The organism is Streptomyces cyanogenus, from assembly GCF_017526105.1.
GTDB lineage: Bacteria > Actinomycetota > Actinomycetes > Streptomycetales > Streptomycetaceae > Streptomyces > Streptomyces cyanogenus.
The window spans coordinates 2,559,601-2,574,080 of sequence record NZ_CP071839.1 but is presented as its reverse complement, the minus strand read 5'-3'; the positions used below and the strand labels follow the sequence as shown (position 1 = coordinate 2,574,080).

Below are 14,480 nucleotides of genomic sequence, written 5' to 3'. Positions count from 1 at the left end.
GGGCGGACCTTGGGAGGGACGCGTGGGACGGTCGACGTGCGACGGAGGCGCCGATGCCCAGTAGCCGTACCGGTAAGCCGCCCGTGCAGCGGGCGTCCAGGCGTCCGCGTCCCGCCGTTCCCCGGCCCACGCGCGAGAACCCCGTCCAACGGCTCTGCACGCGCGCGCGGAGGGCCTGGGACCGGCCGCTGACCGCCTACTACCTGATCGTCGGCGGCAGCGTGCTGATCACCGTCCTCGGCCTGGTCATGGTCTACTCGGCCTCCCAGATCACCGCGCTGCAGCTGTCGCTGCCCGGGTCGTACTTCTTCCGCAAGCAGGCCCTCGCCGCGCTCATCGGCGGCGCGCTGCTGTTCGTCGCCTCCCGTATGCCGGTGAAGCTGCACCGTGCGCTGGCCTACCCGATCCTCGCCGGCGCCGTCTTCCTGATGATCCTGGTGCAGATCCCCGGGATAGGGATGGCGGTCAACGGCAACCAGAACTGGATCTCCCTCGGCGGCTCCTTCCAGATCCAGCCCAGCGAGTTCGGCAAGCTGGCCCTGGTGCTGTGGGGCGCGGACCTGATCGCCCGCAAGCAGGAGAGGAAGCTGCTGACCCAGTGGAAGCACATGCTGGTGCCGCTGGTGCCGGTCGCCTTCCTGCTGCTCGGGCTGATCATGCTCGGCGGCGACATGGGCACCGCGATCATTCTCACGGCGATCCTGTTCGGCCTGCTCTGGCTCGCGGGCGCGCCGACCCGGCTGTTCGCGGGCGTGCTGTCCGTCGCCGCGCTGATCGGTGTGACCCTGATCAGGACCAGCCCCAACCGGATGGCCCGCCTCGCCTGCATCGGTGCGACCGAGCCCAGAACGGGGGTGGCCGACTGCTGGCAGGCCGTGCACGGGATCTATGCCCTGGCCTCCGGCGGACTCTTCGGTTCCGGACTCGGCGCGAGTGTGGAAAAATGGGGCCAACTCCCGGAAGCCCACACCGACTTCATCTTCGCCGTCACCGGTGAGGAACTGGGCCTCGCGGGGACGCTGTCGGTGCTCGCCCTGTTCGCGGCTCTAGGCTATGCGGGTATCCGCGTGGCCGGACGCACGGAGGACCCCTTCGTGAGGTATGCCGCGGGAGGCGTGACCACCTGGGTCACCGCCCAGGCGGTGATCAACATCGGTGCGGTGCTCGGCCTGCTGCCGATCGCCGGCGTCCCGCTCCCGCTGTTCTCCTACGGAGGGTCCGCCCTGCTGCCGACCATGTTCGCCATCGGGCTGCTGATCGCCTTCGCGCGCGACGAGCCCGCTGCGCGGGCAGCGCTTGCGATGCGGCAACCTCGCTTTGGTAGAAAGCGGGCGGGAGGCTCCGGTGCCGAGCGGGGGCCTCGGAGATGGAACACGATGAGACGGCGTGCCTCGGCGGCGCGTTCGTCCGGAGAGCGGTGAATTTCGGTGCATGTCGTACTCGCCGGCGGGGGGACCGCCGGCCACATCGAGCCCGCGCTCGCCCTCGCGGACGCCCTGCGCAGGCAGGACCCGACCGTGGGGATCACGGCCCTGGGCACGGAACGCGGCCTGGAGACCCGGCTCGTCCCGGAGCGCGGCTACGAGCTCGCGCTGATCCCGGCGGTGCCGCTGCCACGCAAGCCCACCCCCGAGCTGATCACCGTCCCGGGCCGGCTGCGCGGCACGATCAAGGCCGCCGAGCAGATCCTGGAGCGCACCAAGGCGGATGTCGTGGTCGGCTTCGGCGGCTATGTCGCGCTGCCCGGCTACCTGGCCGCCAAGCGCCTGGGCGTGCCCATCGTGATCCACGAGGCCAACGCCCGCCCGGGCCTGGCCAACAAGATCGGCTCACGGTACGCGGCCCGGGTCGCCGTCTCCACCCCGGACAGCAAGCTGCGTGACGCCCGCTACATCGGCATCCCGCTGCGCCGCTCCATCGCCACGCTGGACCGCGCCGCCGTCCGCCCCGAGGCCCGCCACCGCTTCGGCCTGGACCCGAACCTGCCCACGCTGCTCGTCTCCGGCGGCTCGCAGGGCGCCCGGCGGCTGAACGAGGTGACGCAGGCGGTCGCCCCCTGGCTCCAGCAGGCCGGCATCCAGATCCTGCACGCGGTCGGCCCGAAGAACGAACTGCCGCAGGTGCAGCAGATGCCGGGAATGCCCCCCTACATCCCGGTAAGTTATCTGGACCGGATGGACCTCGCGTACGCCGCGGCCGACATGATGCTCTGCCGCGCGGGCGCGATGACCGTCGCCGAACTCTCCGCCGTCGGGCTCCCGGCCGCGTACGTCCCGCTGCCCATCGGCAACGGCGAGCAGCGGCTCAACGCCCAGCCGGTGGTCAAGGCCGGCGGCGGACTCCTCGTCGACGACGCGGACCTGACGCCCGAGTGGGTGCAGCAGCACGTGCTGCCCGTGCTCGCCGACCCGCACCGGCTGTACGAGATGTCCCGCTCGGCAAGCGAGTTCGGCCGCCGGGACGCCGACGACCTGCTCGTCGGCATGGTGTACGAGGCGATCGCCTCGCGCCGATAGGACCGTATGACGAAAGGGTAGTGAGCGTGGCCGGACCGACGACCGCCGAGCGCGGTGAACGCCAGCAGGAGTCGTCCGGCCCGCCGCTCGTCCGGAGGCTCGGAGGTCCGCGCCTTCGGGCGATCGTCGTCCTGGTCGCCGTTCTGGTGCTTCTGGGGGCCGGCGGCGCCTGGGCGTTGTACGGCTCGGCATGGCTGCGCATCGAGCACGTCTCGGTGTCGGGCACGCGCGTACTGACCCCCGCCGAGGTCCGCGCCGCGGCGGCCGTGCCCGTCGGGGACCCGATGATTTCCGTCGACACGGGAAGGATCGAAGCCCGACTTCGCCGGAAATTGCCCCGAATTGACACCGTAGATGTGGTTCGTTCCTGGCCCCATGGAATCGGCCTGAAAGTGATCGAGCGCACTCCGGTTCTGCTTCTCCGAAAGGGCGGGAAGTTCGTCGAAGTCGACGACGAAGGTGTCCGGTTCGCTACGGTTTCTCGGGCGCCGAATGGCGTTCCGATGCTGGAATTGTCCGCATCCCGCACGGGTCCGGGCGCCGCGAGCTTCCGGCGGTTCGGTACCGCCCGGCTGGTGCGCGAGGCCGTCCGGGTGGCCGGTGACCTGCCCGGAGCCGTGGCGCGGGCCACCCGGACCGTCCAGGTCCGCTCCTTCGACGCCATCTCGCTGCAGTTGGGCGACGGTCGCACGGTGGCCTGGGGCAGCGGCGAGAACGGCCGCGCCAAGGCACGAGCCCTCACGGCTCTCATGAAAGCAGCTCCCGGCGCGCGGTACTTCGATGTCAGTGTTCCCACCGCCCCTGCGTCATCAGGGAGTTGACGCACATCAGCGCAGGCCAGCACCCTGGTTGGGCACTGCTACGGCTGATCACATAGGGTGAAAAGAAAAACGGGAGGTTCGGCGTGTTCGTTGAACGGGCGCCACTTGTCGACTTAGTGTCCTGTTCAGAAGACTCCAGGGAACAGACACACTGGTAACCCTAAACTTCAGGGTTAGGGTTCGGGTCGGCGCTACGGACCGTCCCATTCGGCATCCGTCGTCCCGGCGCGGGGCACCGCCCGGCGGCGACAACGTAATTCGAGGCGAGAGGCCTTCGACGTGGCAGCACCGCAGAACTACCTCGCAGTCATCAAGGTCATCGGTGTCGGCGGCGGTGGTGTCAATGCCATCAACCGGATGATCGAGGTCGGTCTCAAGGGCGTCGAGTTCATCGCCATCAACACCGACGCACAGGCGCTGTTGATGAGCGACGCCGACGTCAAGCTCGACGTCGGCCGCGAACTCACCCGCGGACTCGGCGCCGGAGCCAACCCGGCCGTCGGCCGCAAGGCCGCCGAGGACCACCGCGAGGAGATCGAGGAGGTCCTCAAGGGGGCCGACATGGTCTTCGTGACGGCCGGTGAAGGCGGCGGCACCGGCACCGGCGGGGCGCCCGTCGTGGCCAACATCGCGCGCTCGCTCGGCGCCCTCACCATCGGCGTGGTCACGCGCCCGTTCACCTTCGAGGGACGGCGCCGCGCGAACCAGGCCGAGGACGGCATCGCCGAACTGCGCGAAGAGGTCGACACCCTCATCGTGATCCCGAACGACCGGCTGCTGTCCATCTCGGACCGCCAGGTCTCGGTTCTGGACGCCTTCAAGTCCGCCGACCAGGTCCTGCTCTCCGGTGTCCAGGGCATCACCGACCTCATCACCACCCCCGGCCTGATCAACCTGGACTTCGCCGACGTCAAGTCGGTCATGTCCGAGGCCGGTTCGGCCCTCATGGGCATCGGCTCGGCCCGCGGCGACGACCGCGCGGTGGCGGCGGCCGAGATGGCGATCTCCTCGCCGCTCCTCGAGGCGTCCATCGACGGCGCCCGGGGCGTGCTGCTCTCCATCTCCGGCGGCTCCGACCTCGGCCTGTTCGAGATCAACGAGGCCGCCCAGCTGGTCAGCGAGGCCGCCCACCCCGAGGCCAACATCATCTTCGGCGCGGTCATCGACGACGCCCTCGGCGACGAGGTCCGGGTCACCGTGATCGCGGCCGGCTTCGACGGCGGCCAGCCGCCGGCCCGCCGGGACACCGTCCTCGGGTCGGCCTCCGGCTCGTCCGGCGCCCGCCGTGACGAGCCCGCTCCGGCCCGGCCGAGCGAGCCCAGCCGTCCGTCCTTCGGCTCGCTGGGCAGCGTCAAGCCGAAGGAGGAGCCGGAGCCGGCGCCCGAGCCGGTCGCCGACATCCCGGTCCCCCCGCCGGTCACGCCGGCGCCGCGGCCCGCCTACTCGGACAGCGCGGCCGAGGAACTGGACGTTCCGGACTTCCTCAAGTGATAGGACAGCGCGAGAGCGTGAGCGGCGCGCACTTCGCCTTCACCGACCGGTGGGGCGGGGTGAGCGCCGCTCCGTATGAGGAGCTCAACCTCGGCGGCGCGGTCGGCGACGCACCCGAGGCGGTACGGGAGAACAGGGAGCTGGCGGCCAAGTCGCTCGGCCTGGACCCCGAGCTGGTCGTCTGGATGAACCAGGTGCACGGCGCCGACGTCGCCGTGGTGGACGAGCCGTGGGGCACGGGGAGGCCGGTGCCGGAGGTCGACGCGATCGTCACCGCCCGGCGCGGACTCGCCCTCGCCGTCCTCACCGCCGACTGCGTGCCGGTGCTGCTGGCCGACCCCGTCGCCGGGGTCGCCGCCGCGGCCCACGCGGGCCGGCCCGGCATGGTCAAGGGCGTCGTCCCCGCCGCCGTACGGGCCATGGTCTCGCTCGGCGCCGCACCGGAGCGGATCGTCGCCCGCACCGGACCGGCCGTCTGCGGCCGGTGCTACGAGGTGCCGGAGCCGATGCGCGCCGAGGTGGCCGCCGTGGAGCCGGCGGCGCACGCCGAGACCAGCTGGGGCACGCCGGCGGTCGACGTGGGCGCCGGCGTGCACGCGCAGCTCGACCGGCTCGGGGTGTGCGACCGGGCGCAGGTGCCGGTGTGCACGCTGGAGTCGGGCGACCACTTCTCGTACCGCCGCGACCGCACCACAGGGCGGCTCGCGAGCTACGTCTGGCTGGACTGATGGGGAATGACGGACCGTAAGACCGAACTCGCCGCGAACCTGGCGAAGGTGGAGGAACGCATCACCGCCGCGTGCAGGGCGGCCGGGCGCGCCCGGGAGGAGGTGACCCTGATCGTGGTCACCAAGACCTACCCGGCGAGCGATGTGCGGATCCTGTCCGGACTCGGTGTACGCCATGTCGCCGAGAACCGCGACCAGGACGCGGCCCCGAAGGCCGCCGCCTGTGCGGATCTGCCCCTCAAATGGCACTTTGTCGGTCAGTTGCAGACCAACAAGGTGCGCTCCGTGGTCGGTTATGCCGATGTCGTGCAGTCCGTCGACCGGTCCCGGCTCGTCACCGCCCTGTCGAAGGAGGCGGTGCGCGCCGGGCGCGAGGTGGGCTGCCTGATCCAGGTGGCGCTCGACGCCGGAGAGAGCGGACGGGGCGAGCGCGGCGGCGTGGCCCCGGCCGGAATCGAAGAGTTGGCCGACCTCGTCGCCGGCGCGCCCGGACTGCGGCTCGACGGGCTGATGACCGTCGCCCCGCTCACCGGGGAGTACGCGGGGCGCGAACAGGCGGCGTTCGAGCGCCTCATGGATTTGTCGACTGACCTGCGCCGAACTCATCCGGCTGCAACCATGGTGTCGGCAGGGATGAGTGCGGACCTCGAACAGGCCGTGGCCGCCGGGGCGACACATGTGCGCGTCGGCACCGCGGTACTCGGAGTCCGCCCCAGGCTCGGGTAACGTCGCCAGGAAGTCGGACCACAGCAGAAAATATGGTCAATGCGCGCCAAGGCGGGCGCAAGGACCACGTGGATCGCGGGCACTTGGCAGTCGTCAGTCGATCCACCACAGAGCGGAGGACTCAGAGCATGGCCGGCGCGATGCGCAAGATGGCGGTCTACCTCGGCCTCGTGGAGGACGATGGGTACGACGGCCGCGGATTCGACCCCGACGACGACTTCGAGCCCGAACTGGACCCGGAGCCGGAGCGGGACCATCGACGGCACGAAGCGTCACACCAGTCGCACGGCGCACATCAGTCCCAAAGGGACGAAGAGGTGCGAATCGTGCAACCGCCCGCTCCTCGCGAACCGGTCGCCCGTGCGACTTCGCTCGCTGCGGAATCCGGACGTCCGGCGCGCATCGCGCCCGTGGCGTCCATCACACAAGAACGCCAGTCCCTGGAGAAGAACGCGCCGGTGATCATGCCCAAGGTCGTGTCCGAACGAGAGCCTTACCGGATCACCACGCTTCACCCTCGGACCTACAACGAGGCCCGTACCATCGGGGAACACTTCCGTGAGGGCACCCCGGTGATCATGAATCTGACTGAGATGGATGACACAGACGCGAAGCGACTTGTCGACTTTGCGGCCGGTTTGGTGTTTGGTCTTCACGGCAGCATCGAGCGGGTGACGCAGAAGGTGTTCCTGTTGTCTCCTGCTAACGTCGATGTCACGGCGGAGGACAAGGCCCGCATCGCAGAGGGCGGGTTCTTCAACCAGAGCTGAGACGTACGACCGGATCGAAGCACGGAAGAGCACGGAACAGGGGAGAGGGAACCACAGGCCATGAGCGTGTTCGCGCAGGTGATCTACATCGCGCTGATGGTGTTCCTCGTCGTGCTCATCTTCCGGCTCGTCATGGACTACGTTTTCCAGTTCGCCCGCTCGTGGCAACCCGGCAAGGCGATGGTGGTCGTACTGGAGGCCACCTACACTGTCACCGATCCACCGCTGAAGCTTCTGCGGCGGTTCATTCCGCCGCTGCGTCTCGGGGGCGTGGCGCTCGACCTGTCCTTCTTCGTACTGATGATCATCGTCTACATTCTCATCTCGGTCGCGGGGAGCTTCGTGAGATGAGGGTGGGGACGATCCGGTCTTGCCGACTGCCGATGACTACGTTGAGGTGAAGAGATGCCGTTGACCCCCGAGGACGTGCGGAACAAGCAGTTCACGACCGTCCGCCTCCGAGAAGGCTATGACGAGGACGAGGTCGATGCCTTCCTCGACGAGGTCGAAGCCGAACTGACCCGTCTGCTCCGCGAGAACGAGGATCTGCGCGCCAAGCTGGCCGCCGCGACGCGAGCCGCCGCGCAGAACCAGCAGAACATGCGCAAACCTCCCGAGCAGGAACAGCAGCATCCCCAGCAGCAGGGCATGCGAGGTCCCGGCCAGCCGGTGCCCGCCGGGATATCGGGCCCGCCGCAGCAGCAGATGGGCGGCCCCATGGGAGGCCCGCCCCAGCTGCCGAGCGGTGCCCCGCAGCTGCCCGCCGGCCCCGGCGGTCAGGGCGGCCCGCAGGGTCCCGGCCCGATGGGCCAGGGTCCGATGGGTCAGGGCCCGATGGGCGGTCAGCCGCCCATGCAGCAGCAGATGGGTGGTCCGATGGGCGGCCCCATGGGCGGTCCGATGGGCGGCCCCGGTCAGGGCCCCGGTGGCGACAGCGCCGCCCGTGTCCTCTCGCTGGCCCAGCAGACCGCCGACCAGGCGATCGCCGAGGCCCGCTCCGAGGCCAACAAGATCGTCGGCGAGGCCCGCAGCCGCGCCGAGGGTCTGGAGCGTGACGCCCGTGCCAAGGCCGACGCCCTGGAGCGGGACGCGCAGGAGAAGCACCGCGTCGCCATGGGCTCCCTGGAGTCCGCGCGCGCCACGCTGGAGCGCAAGGTCGAGGACCTGCGCGGCTTCGAGCGCGAGTACCGCACGCGCCTGAAGTCGTACCTCGAGTCCCAGCTGCGTCAGCTGGAGACCCAGGCCGACGACTCCCTGGCCCCGCCGCGCACCCCGGCCACCGCGTCCCTGCCGCCGTCCCCGGCGCCCTCCATGGCTCCGGCCGGCGCGAGCGCCCCGTCCTACGGCGGCAACCAGACGATGGGCGGCTCGCCCGCTCCGTCCGCGCCGTCCTACGGCGGTCAGCAGCAGATGACCCCGGCCATGACCCAGCCCATGGCTCCGGTCCGTCCGCAGGGCCCGTCCCCGATGGGTCAGGCTCCCTCGCCGATGCGCGGTTTCCTGATCGACGAGGACGACAACTGACGGGTCTGTGAGACCGGTACGACAACGGCGTCGGCAGCGTCCCCAGGGCGGGCCCCCCGGACTTCGGTCACGGGGGGCCCGCCCTTTTTACGCGGGTTGAGCTGCCGGTGCCGGGCGCGGTGAGATCCTTCAGGGCGCACGGAACCGCGCACGGCAACCGGACCGACCGCCACACAGGAAGAAGGGCCCGGCCTCCTCGACGGAGACCGGGCCCTTCTCACACCGCTCGGCGCTTACACCTTGCGCAGTCGGAACGTCAGCGACAGACCCTCGTCGGTGAACGCGGCACCGTAGTTGTCGTCGGCCTCACCCTGGCCGAAGTCGGTGGCCAGCACCTCGTCGGCGATCAGCTCACTGTGCTCGGACAGCGCGGCGACCACCGCGGGATCGGCCGACGTCCAGCGCAGCGCGATCCGGTCGGCGACGTCCAGGCCGCTGTTCTTGCGGGCCTCCTGGATCAGCCGGATCGCGTCACGGGCCAGGCCCGCCTGCCGCAGCTCCTCGGTGATCTCCAGGTCCAGGGCGACCGTCGCACCGGAGTCGGAGGCCACCGACCAGCCCTCGCGCGGGGTTTCCGTGATGATCACCTCGTCCGGGGCGAGCGTGACCGTCTCCCCGTCGACGTCCACCGAGGCCGTGCCCTCGCGCAGGGCGAGGGACAGCGCGGCGGCGTCGGCGGCGGCGATCGCCTTCGCCACGTCCTGCACCCGCTTGCCGAACCGCTTGCCGAGCGCCCGGAAGTTCGCCTTGGCGGTCGTGTCGACCAGGCTGCCGCCGACCTCGCTCAGGGACGCCAACGCCTCGACGTTCAGCTCCTCGGTGATCTGCGTGTGCAGCTCCGGGTCCAGGGAGTCGAACCCGGTCGCCGCGATCAGCGCCCGGGACAGCGGCTGACGGGTCTTGACGCCCGACTCCGCGCGCGTGGCACGGCCCAGCTCCACCAGCCGGCGGACCAGGACCATCTGCCTCGACAGCTCCGGGTCGATCGCCGACAGGTCCGCCTCCGGCCAGGTGGCCAGGTGCACGGACTCCGGCGCGCCCGGGGTGACCGGGACGACCAGGTCCTGCCAGACCCGCTCGGCGATGAACGGGGTGATCGGCGCCATCAGCTTGGTGACCGTCTCCAGCACCTCGTGCAGCGTGCGCAGCGCGGCCTTGTCGCCCTGCCAGAAGCGGCGGCGCGAACGGCGGACGTACCAGTTCGACAGGTCGTCCACGAACGCGGACAGCAGCTTGCCGGCGCGCTGGGTGTCGTACGCCTCCAGCGCCTGGGTCACCTGGTCGGTGAGCGCGTGCAGCTCCGACAGCAGCCAGCGGTCCAGCACCGGGCGGTCGGCCGGCGCCGGGTCCGCCGCGGACGGCGCCCACTGCGACGTGCGGGCGTACAGGGCCTGGAAGGCGACCGTGTTCCAGTACGTCAGCAGGGTCTTGCGGACGACCTCCTGGATGGTGCCGTGGCCCACCCGGCGCGCGGCCCACGGGGAACCGCCGGCCGCCATGAACCAGCGCACCGCGTCCGCGCCGTGCTGGTCCATGAGCGGGATGGGGTCCAGGGTGTTGCCGAGGTGCTTGGACATCTTGCGGCCGTCCTCGGCGAGGATGTGGCCGAGGCAGACGACGTTCTCGTACGACGACTTGTCGAAGACGAGGGTGCCGACGGCCATCAGCGTGTAGAACCAGCCGCGGGTCTGGTCGATCGCCTCGGAGATGAACTGCGCCGGGTACCGGCTCTCGAACAGCTCCTTGTTCTTGTGCGGGTAGCCCCACTGCGCGAACGGCATCGAGCCCGAGTCGTACCAGGCGTCGATGACCTCGGGCACGCGCGTGGCCGTCTTCCCGCAGCCCTCGTGCGGGCAGGCGAAGGTGACCTCGTCGATGTACGGGCGGTGCGGGTCCAGGGCCGACTGGTCGGTGCCGGTCAGCCCGGTCAGCTCCGCGCGGGAGCCGACGCAGGTGAGGTGGTCCTCCTCGCAGCGCCAGATGGGCAGCGGAGTGCCCCAGTAGCGGTTGCGGGACAGCGCCCAGTCGATGTTGTTGCTCAGCCAGTCGCCGAAGCGGCCGTGCTTGACCGTCTCCGGGAACCAGTTGGTCTTCTCGTTCTCCTGGATCAGGCGGTCCTTGATCGCCGTCGTGCGGATGTACCAGGAGGGCTGCGCGTAGTAGAGCAGCGCGGTGTGGCAGCGCCAGCAGTGCGGGTAGCTGTGCTCGTACGGCAGGTGCTTGAAGAGGAGGCCGCGCTGCTGGAGGTCCGCGGTGAGCTTTTCGTCCGCCTTCTTGAAGAAGACGCCGCCGACCAGCGGGACGCCCTCCTCGAAGGTGCCGTCCGGGCGGACCGGGTTCACCACGGGCAGGCCGTAGGAGCGGCAGACCTTGAGGTCGTCCTCACCGAAGGCGGGGGACTGGTGGACCAGGCCCGTGCCGTCCTCGGTGGTGACGTACTCGGCGTTCACCACGAAGTGCGCCGGCTCGGGGAACTCCACGAGCTCGAACGGACGCTGGTACGTCCAGCGCTCCATCTCGGCACCGGTGAAGGTCTGGCCCGTGGTCTCCCAGCCCTCGCCGAGCGCCCTGGCGACGAGCGGCTCGGCGACGACGAGCTTCTCCTCGCCGTCGGTCGCGACGACGTAGGTGACCTCGGGGTGCGCGGCGACCGCGGTGTTGGACACCAGCGTCCAGGGGGTGGTCGTCCACACCAGGAGCGCGGCCTGGCCGGCCAGCGGACCGGAGGTGAGCGGGAAACGGACGTACACGGACGGGTCGACGACCGTCTCGTAGCCCTGTGCCAGCTCGTGGTCGGACAGGCCGGTGCCGCAGCGCGGGCACCAGGGGGCGACGCGGTGGTCCTGGACCAGCAGGCCCTTGTTGAAGATCTCCTTCAGCGACCACCAGACCGACTCCACGTACTCGGGGTCCATGGTCCGGTAGGCGTCGTCCAGGTCGACCCAGTAGCCCATGCGGGTCGTCAGCTCGGCGAAGGCGTCGGTGTGCCGGGTCACGGACTCGCGGCACTTGGCGTTGAACTCGGCGATGCCGTACGCCTCGATGTCCTGCTTGCCGGAGAAGCCGAGTTCCTTCTCGACGGCCAGCTCCACGGGCAGGCCGTGGCAGTCCCAGCCGGCCTTGCGGGCCACGTGGTAGCCGCGCATGGTGCGGAAGCGGGGGAAGACGTCCTTGAAGACGCGCGCCTCGATGTGGTGGGCACCGGGCATGCCGTTGGCGGTGGGCGGGCCCTCGTAGAACACCCACTCGGGGCGGCCCCCGGACTGCTCCAGGCTCTTGGCGAAGATCTTCTGCTCGCGCCAGAAGTCGAGCACGGCGTGCTCAAGAGCGGGCAGGTCGACCTGTGCGGGCACCTGGCGGTACGTCGGCGCTGTCATCTGCGAGCATCCTCCAACGGACTTGCTGCCTTCCGTCGGAGGGACGAGAGCCTTCGTTCCTGTCTACGCCGTGTGCGGCGCGCTCCCGCGGTACCACCCTCCTTGGCCCTCCGCCGCGCCGTACGCGCCGGTGGGCCCCCTCATTGGGGTCGCGAGCCGGTTCTACTCGCCGCCGCCCTTCGGCAGCGGCTTTCTTCCGGCGGCTCCGGGGTGATCTTCACGTCGCGCTCGCCCCCGGGCTCACACCGTCCCCGGGTCGCTCTGGGCTGCGTACGCCGCTACTCGTCCCCATCCACGCTTTTCGCTCCGCCCAGTGTACGGCGCCGCGCGGACGGCGGCCGACCGCTTTTTCCGTGCGGCGGGGCGGGTGCGGTGCGACCGGGCCGGATGACCCGAATGGCGAGGGGGCGGGCACGCGGGTCCGCGCGGGGCGGGAGCGGCGGATTACCCGGCGGGGAGCTGGGCACAACGGATGCAGGCCCGTGGCTCGGGGGGTGCGGGCGGGCGAATCGGGCGGTGTGCCCCGTTGCCGCGGGACTCAAGTCGATTTATCGTCCCAGCACGATTCGCGAGCAAGATCACAATATGTGAAGGGGCCGCGGCCATGGTGGCGAAGAAGACCGCCGTACAGCAGCCGGCGACCGGGAAGACCGGCGCGAGGCCTGCCACCAAGAAGACGGCTCTGAGCACGACGGCCGCCACGAAGACGGCTGCCAGGAAGACGGCCGCCAAGAACGCGACGGCCGCCGGGAAGGCGACGGCCGCCAAGAACGCGACGGCCGCGAAGGCGGTCGCCGGTAAGCCTGTGGCCGGGAAGCCGGCGGCTCCGCGGGCGAATGCCAAGGAGACGGTCGCCGCCAAGACGGCGGCCGGGAGGACGGCGGCCGGGAAGGCAGCGGCCACGAAGGCGGTCGCGAAGAAACCGGCCGCCAGGAGGACGGCGGCGGTCAAGGAGGCGGCCGCCAAGAGGGTGGCGGCTGTCGACGAGGCGGCCGTGGAGGAACCGGCGGCGAAGAAGACCCCGGCAGCGAAGGCCGCGGTGAAGAAGGCGGCCACGAAGAAGGCGGTCGTCAGGACGACGGCCGCGAAGAAGGCGGCCGCCCGGGAGACGGCCGTGGAGGAAACGGCCGCCAGGAAGACCGGCGCCAAGAGGACCGCCGCACAGAAGGCCGCCGCCCACGAGGCCGCGGTGACGGCGGCGGCCGAGAAGAGCACGAGCACGGCCAAGAAAGCGGGCGCGGCGCGGGCCGCCAAGCAGACGGGAGCCACGACAGTGGTTGCGAAGAAGACTCCTGGCACGGCCACGGCGGCACAGACCGCCGTTCCCAAGGCACGCGTCGCCGCGGCGGAGCCCGGCGAACTGGCGGTGCGCCCCGGGGAGGACCCCTGGACCCCGGAGGAGGTCGCCGAGGCCCGCGCGGAACTGGAGTCCGAGATGACGCGGCTGCGGGAGGAGATCAGCTCCTCCGAGGCCTCGCTGGTCGGGCTGATGCGGGACTCCGGGGACGGCGCCGGCGACGACCAGGCCGACACCGGCACCAAGAACATCACGCGCGAGCACGAGCTGGCGCTGGCCGCCAACGCGCGCGAGATGCTGATCCAGACCGAGCGGGCCCTGGAACGGCTCGACGCGGGCACCTACGGCCTGTGCGAGAACTGCGGCAATCCCATCGGCAAGGCCCGTATGCAGGCCTTCCCGCGGGCCACCCTGTGCGTGGAGTGCAAGCAGAAGCAGGAACGCCGCTCCTGAACGTGAGGGGCCCTCGGGGCGTGCCGTAGTCTCGTCCCCAGTCAGGCACCTAGGTTGAGGGACTCACGTGGCAGAGGCGGAGCGCATCATCGGTACGCCGGACACCCCGGACGACGGCGGCGAGCGGACGGCGGCGGACGGAGCAGCCGCAGGCTCCGGTGCCCCCGCCGCGTCAGGGCAGGCCGGCGCGTCCCGCGCGGGCGAGCAGGGGGCCCCGGCGCGGCGGACCGGCCGCGGGCGCCGGATCGCCGTGCTGTTCGCGGTGGCCGCGTTCGCCTACGCCCTCGACCTGGTCAGCAAGATGCTCGTCGTCTCCCGGCTGGAGGGCCACGCGCCGATCCAGATCCTCGGGGACCTGCTGGAGCTGCACGCCATCCGCAACCCCGGTGCCGCCTTCGGGTTCGGCGCGGCCTTCACGGTGATCTTCACGCTGATCGCCGCGGCCGTGATCGTGGTGATCATCCGGCTGGCCCGCAAGCTGTACAGCTTCCCCTGGGCGGTCGCGCTCGGGCTGCTGCTCGGCGGCGCGCTCGGCAACCTCACCGACCGGATCTTCCGGGCGCCGGGCGTCTTCGAGGGCGAGGTCGTGGACTTCATCGCGCCCAAGGGCTTCGCGGTGTTCAACCTCGCCGACTCGGCGATCGTGTGCGGCGGCATCCTGATCGTGCTGCTGTCCTTCCGCGGCCTGGACCCCGACGGCACCATCCACAAGGACTGAGGGCCGGCCCCGGTTTTCCACAGGCTCGTTCGGTGCCGTCCCACCCGTCCGGCATACTC

General features: G+C 70.7%; 12 protein-coding genes. 11 read left to right on the top strand and 1 reads right to left on the bottom strand.

All coding sequences use genetic code 11. The features are described from left to right. The first annotated feature begins 53 nt into the window (after window positions 1–53). The 9 genes from ftsW to S1361_RS11450 all read left to right on the top strand — a co-directional run bounded on the left by ftsW (window position 54) and on the right by S1361_RS11450 (window position 8,576). Window positions 54–1,421: a putative lipid II flippase FtsW gene (gene ftsW, locus S1361_RS11490; RefSeq protein ID WP_208031754.1), complete on the top strand. Its 1,368-nt coding sequence runs from the start codon at window positions 54–56 to the stop codon at window positions 1,419–1,421. A 6-nt stretch (window positions 1,422–1,427) separates the two neighbouring features. Continuing rightward, window positions 1,428–2,516 carry an undecaprenyldiphospho-muramoylpentapeptide beta-N-acetylglucosaminyltransferase gene (murG, locus tag S1361_RS11485; protein WP_208031753.1) on the top strand — a complete coding sequence of 363 codons (1,089 nt, stop codon included), beginning with the start codon at window positions 1,428–1,430 and terminating at the stop codon, window positions 2,514–2,516. A gap of 26 nt (window positions 2,517–2,542) precedes the next feature. Beyond that, window positions 2,543–3,337: a cell division protein FtsQ/DivIB gene (locus tag S1361_RS11480; RefSeq protein ID WP_208031752.1), complete on the top strand. Its 795-nt coding sequence runs from the start codon at window positions 2,543–2,545 to the stop codon at window positions 3,335–3,337. 279 nt (window positions 3,338–3,616) lie between these two features. Continuing rightward, complete coding sequence (gene ftsZ, locus S1361_RS11475; RefSeq protein WP_208031751.1) at window positions 3,617–4,828, top strand: cell division protein FtsZ; 1,212 nt, start codon at window positions 3,617–3,619, stop codon at window positions 4,826–4,828. Beyond that, window positions 4,825–5,556, top strand: a complete 732-nt coding sequence (pgeF, locus tag S1361_RS11470; protein WP_208031750.1) for a peptidoglycan editing factor PgeF — start codon at window positions 4,825–4,827, stop codon at window positions 5,554–5,556. Before ftsZ ends, pgeF begins: the two co-directional genes overlap by 4 nt. Before the next feature lie 6 nt (window positions 5,557–5,562). Continuing rightward, on the top strand, window positions 5,563–6,282 hold the full coding sequence (locus S1361_RS11465) for a YggS family pyridoxal phosphate-dependent enzyme (RefSeq protein WP_208031749.1): 720 nt from the start codon (window positions 5,563–5,565) through the stop codon (window positions 6,280–6,282). A gap of 128 nt (window positions 6,283–6,410) precedes the next feature. Next, complete coding sequence (locus S1361_RS11460; RefSeq protein ID WP_208031748.1) at window positions 6,411–7,052, top strand: cell division protein SepF; 642 nt, start codon at window positions 6,411–6,413, stop codon at window positions 7,050–7,052. Between the two features lie 60 nt (window positions 7,053–7,112). Beyond that, window positions 7,113–7,403, top strand: coding sequence for a YggT family protein (locus S1361_RS11455; protein WP_030347861.1), 291 nt, complete (start codon window positions 7,113–7,115; stop codon window positions 7,401–7,403). 54 nt (window positions 7,404–7,457) lie between these two features. Then, window positions 7,458–8,576, top strand: a complete 1,119-nt coding sequence (locus S1361_RS11450) for a DivIVA domain-containing protein (protein WP_208031747.1) — start codon at window positions 7,458–7,460, stop codon at window positions 8,574–8,576. A 233-nt stretch (window positions 8,577–8,809) separates the two neighbouring features. Here S1361_RS11450 and ileS read toward each other — a convergent pair whose 3' ends face one another. Further along, the gene (ileS, locus tag S1361_RS11445; protein ID WP_208031746.1) at window positions 8,810–11,953 is read right to left on the bottom strand and encodes an isoleucine--tRNA ligase; all 3,144 of its coding nucleotides are present in this window, start codon (window positions 11,951–11,953) and stop codon (window positions 8,810–8,812) included. Between the two features lie 604 nt (window positions 11,954–12,557). On the opposite strand from ileS, the gene S1361_RS11440 reads away from it, so the two are divergent. Together S1361_RS11440 and lspA are read left to right on the top strand one after the other, a co-directional pair. Further along, a complete protein-coding gene (locus S1361_RS11440) occupies window positions 12,558–13,703 on the top strand; it encodes a TraR/DksA family transcriptional regulator (protein ID WP_208031745.1) in 1,146 nt (381 codons plus the stop codon). A 67-nt stretch (window positions 13,704–13,770) separates the two neighbouring features. Beyond that, complete coding sequence (gene lspA, locus S1361_RS11435) at window positions 13,771–14,421, top strand: signal peptidase II (protein WP_208031744.1); 651 nt, start codon at window positions 13,771–13,773, stop codon at window positions 14,419–14,421. Window positions 14,422–14,480 lie beyond the last annotated feature (59 nt).

Excerpts from the sequence above, each read along its gene's own strand:
- ftsW (WP_208031754.1), top strand. The coding sequence starts at position 54 with ATGCCCAGTAGCCGTACCGGTAAGCCGCCCGTGCAGCGGGCGTCCAGG.
- S1361_RS11440 (WP_208031745.1), top strand. The coding sequence starts at position 12,558 with ATGGTGGCGAAGAAGACCGCCGTACAGCAGCCGGCGACCGGGAAGACC.
- S1361_RS11450 (WP_208031747.1), top strand. The coding sequence starts at position 7,458 with ATGCCGTTGACCCCCGAGGACGTGCGGAACAAGCAGTTCACGACCGTC.
- S1361_RS11455 (WP_030347861.1), top strand. The coding sequence starts at position 7,113 with ATGAGCGTGTTCGCGCAGGTGATCTACATCGCGCTGATGGTGTTCCTC.
- S1361_RS11465 (WP_208031749.1), top strand. The coding sequence starts at position 5,563 with ATGACGGACCGTAAGACCGAACTCGCCGCGAACCTGGCGAAGGTGGAG.
- ileS (WP_208031746.1), bottom strand. The coding sequence starts at position 11,953 with ATGACAGCGCCGACGTACCGCCAGGTGCCCGCACAGGTCGACCTGCCC.
- S1361_RS11460 (WP_208031748.1), top strand. The coding sequence starts at position 6,411 with ATGGCCGGCGCGATGCGCAAGATGGCGGTCTACCTCGGCCTCGTGGAG.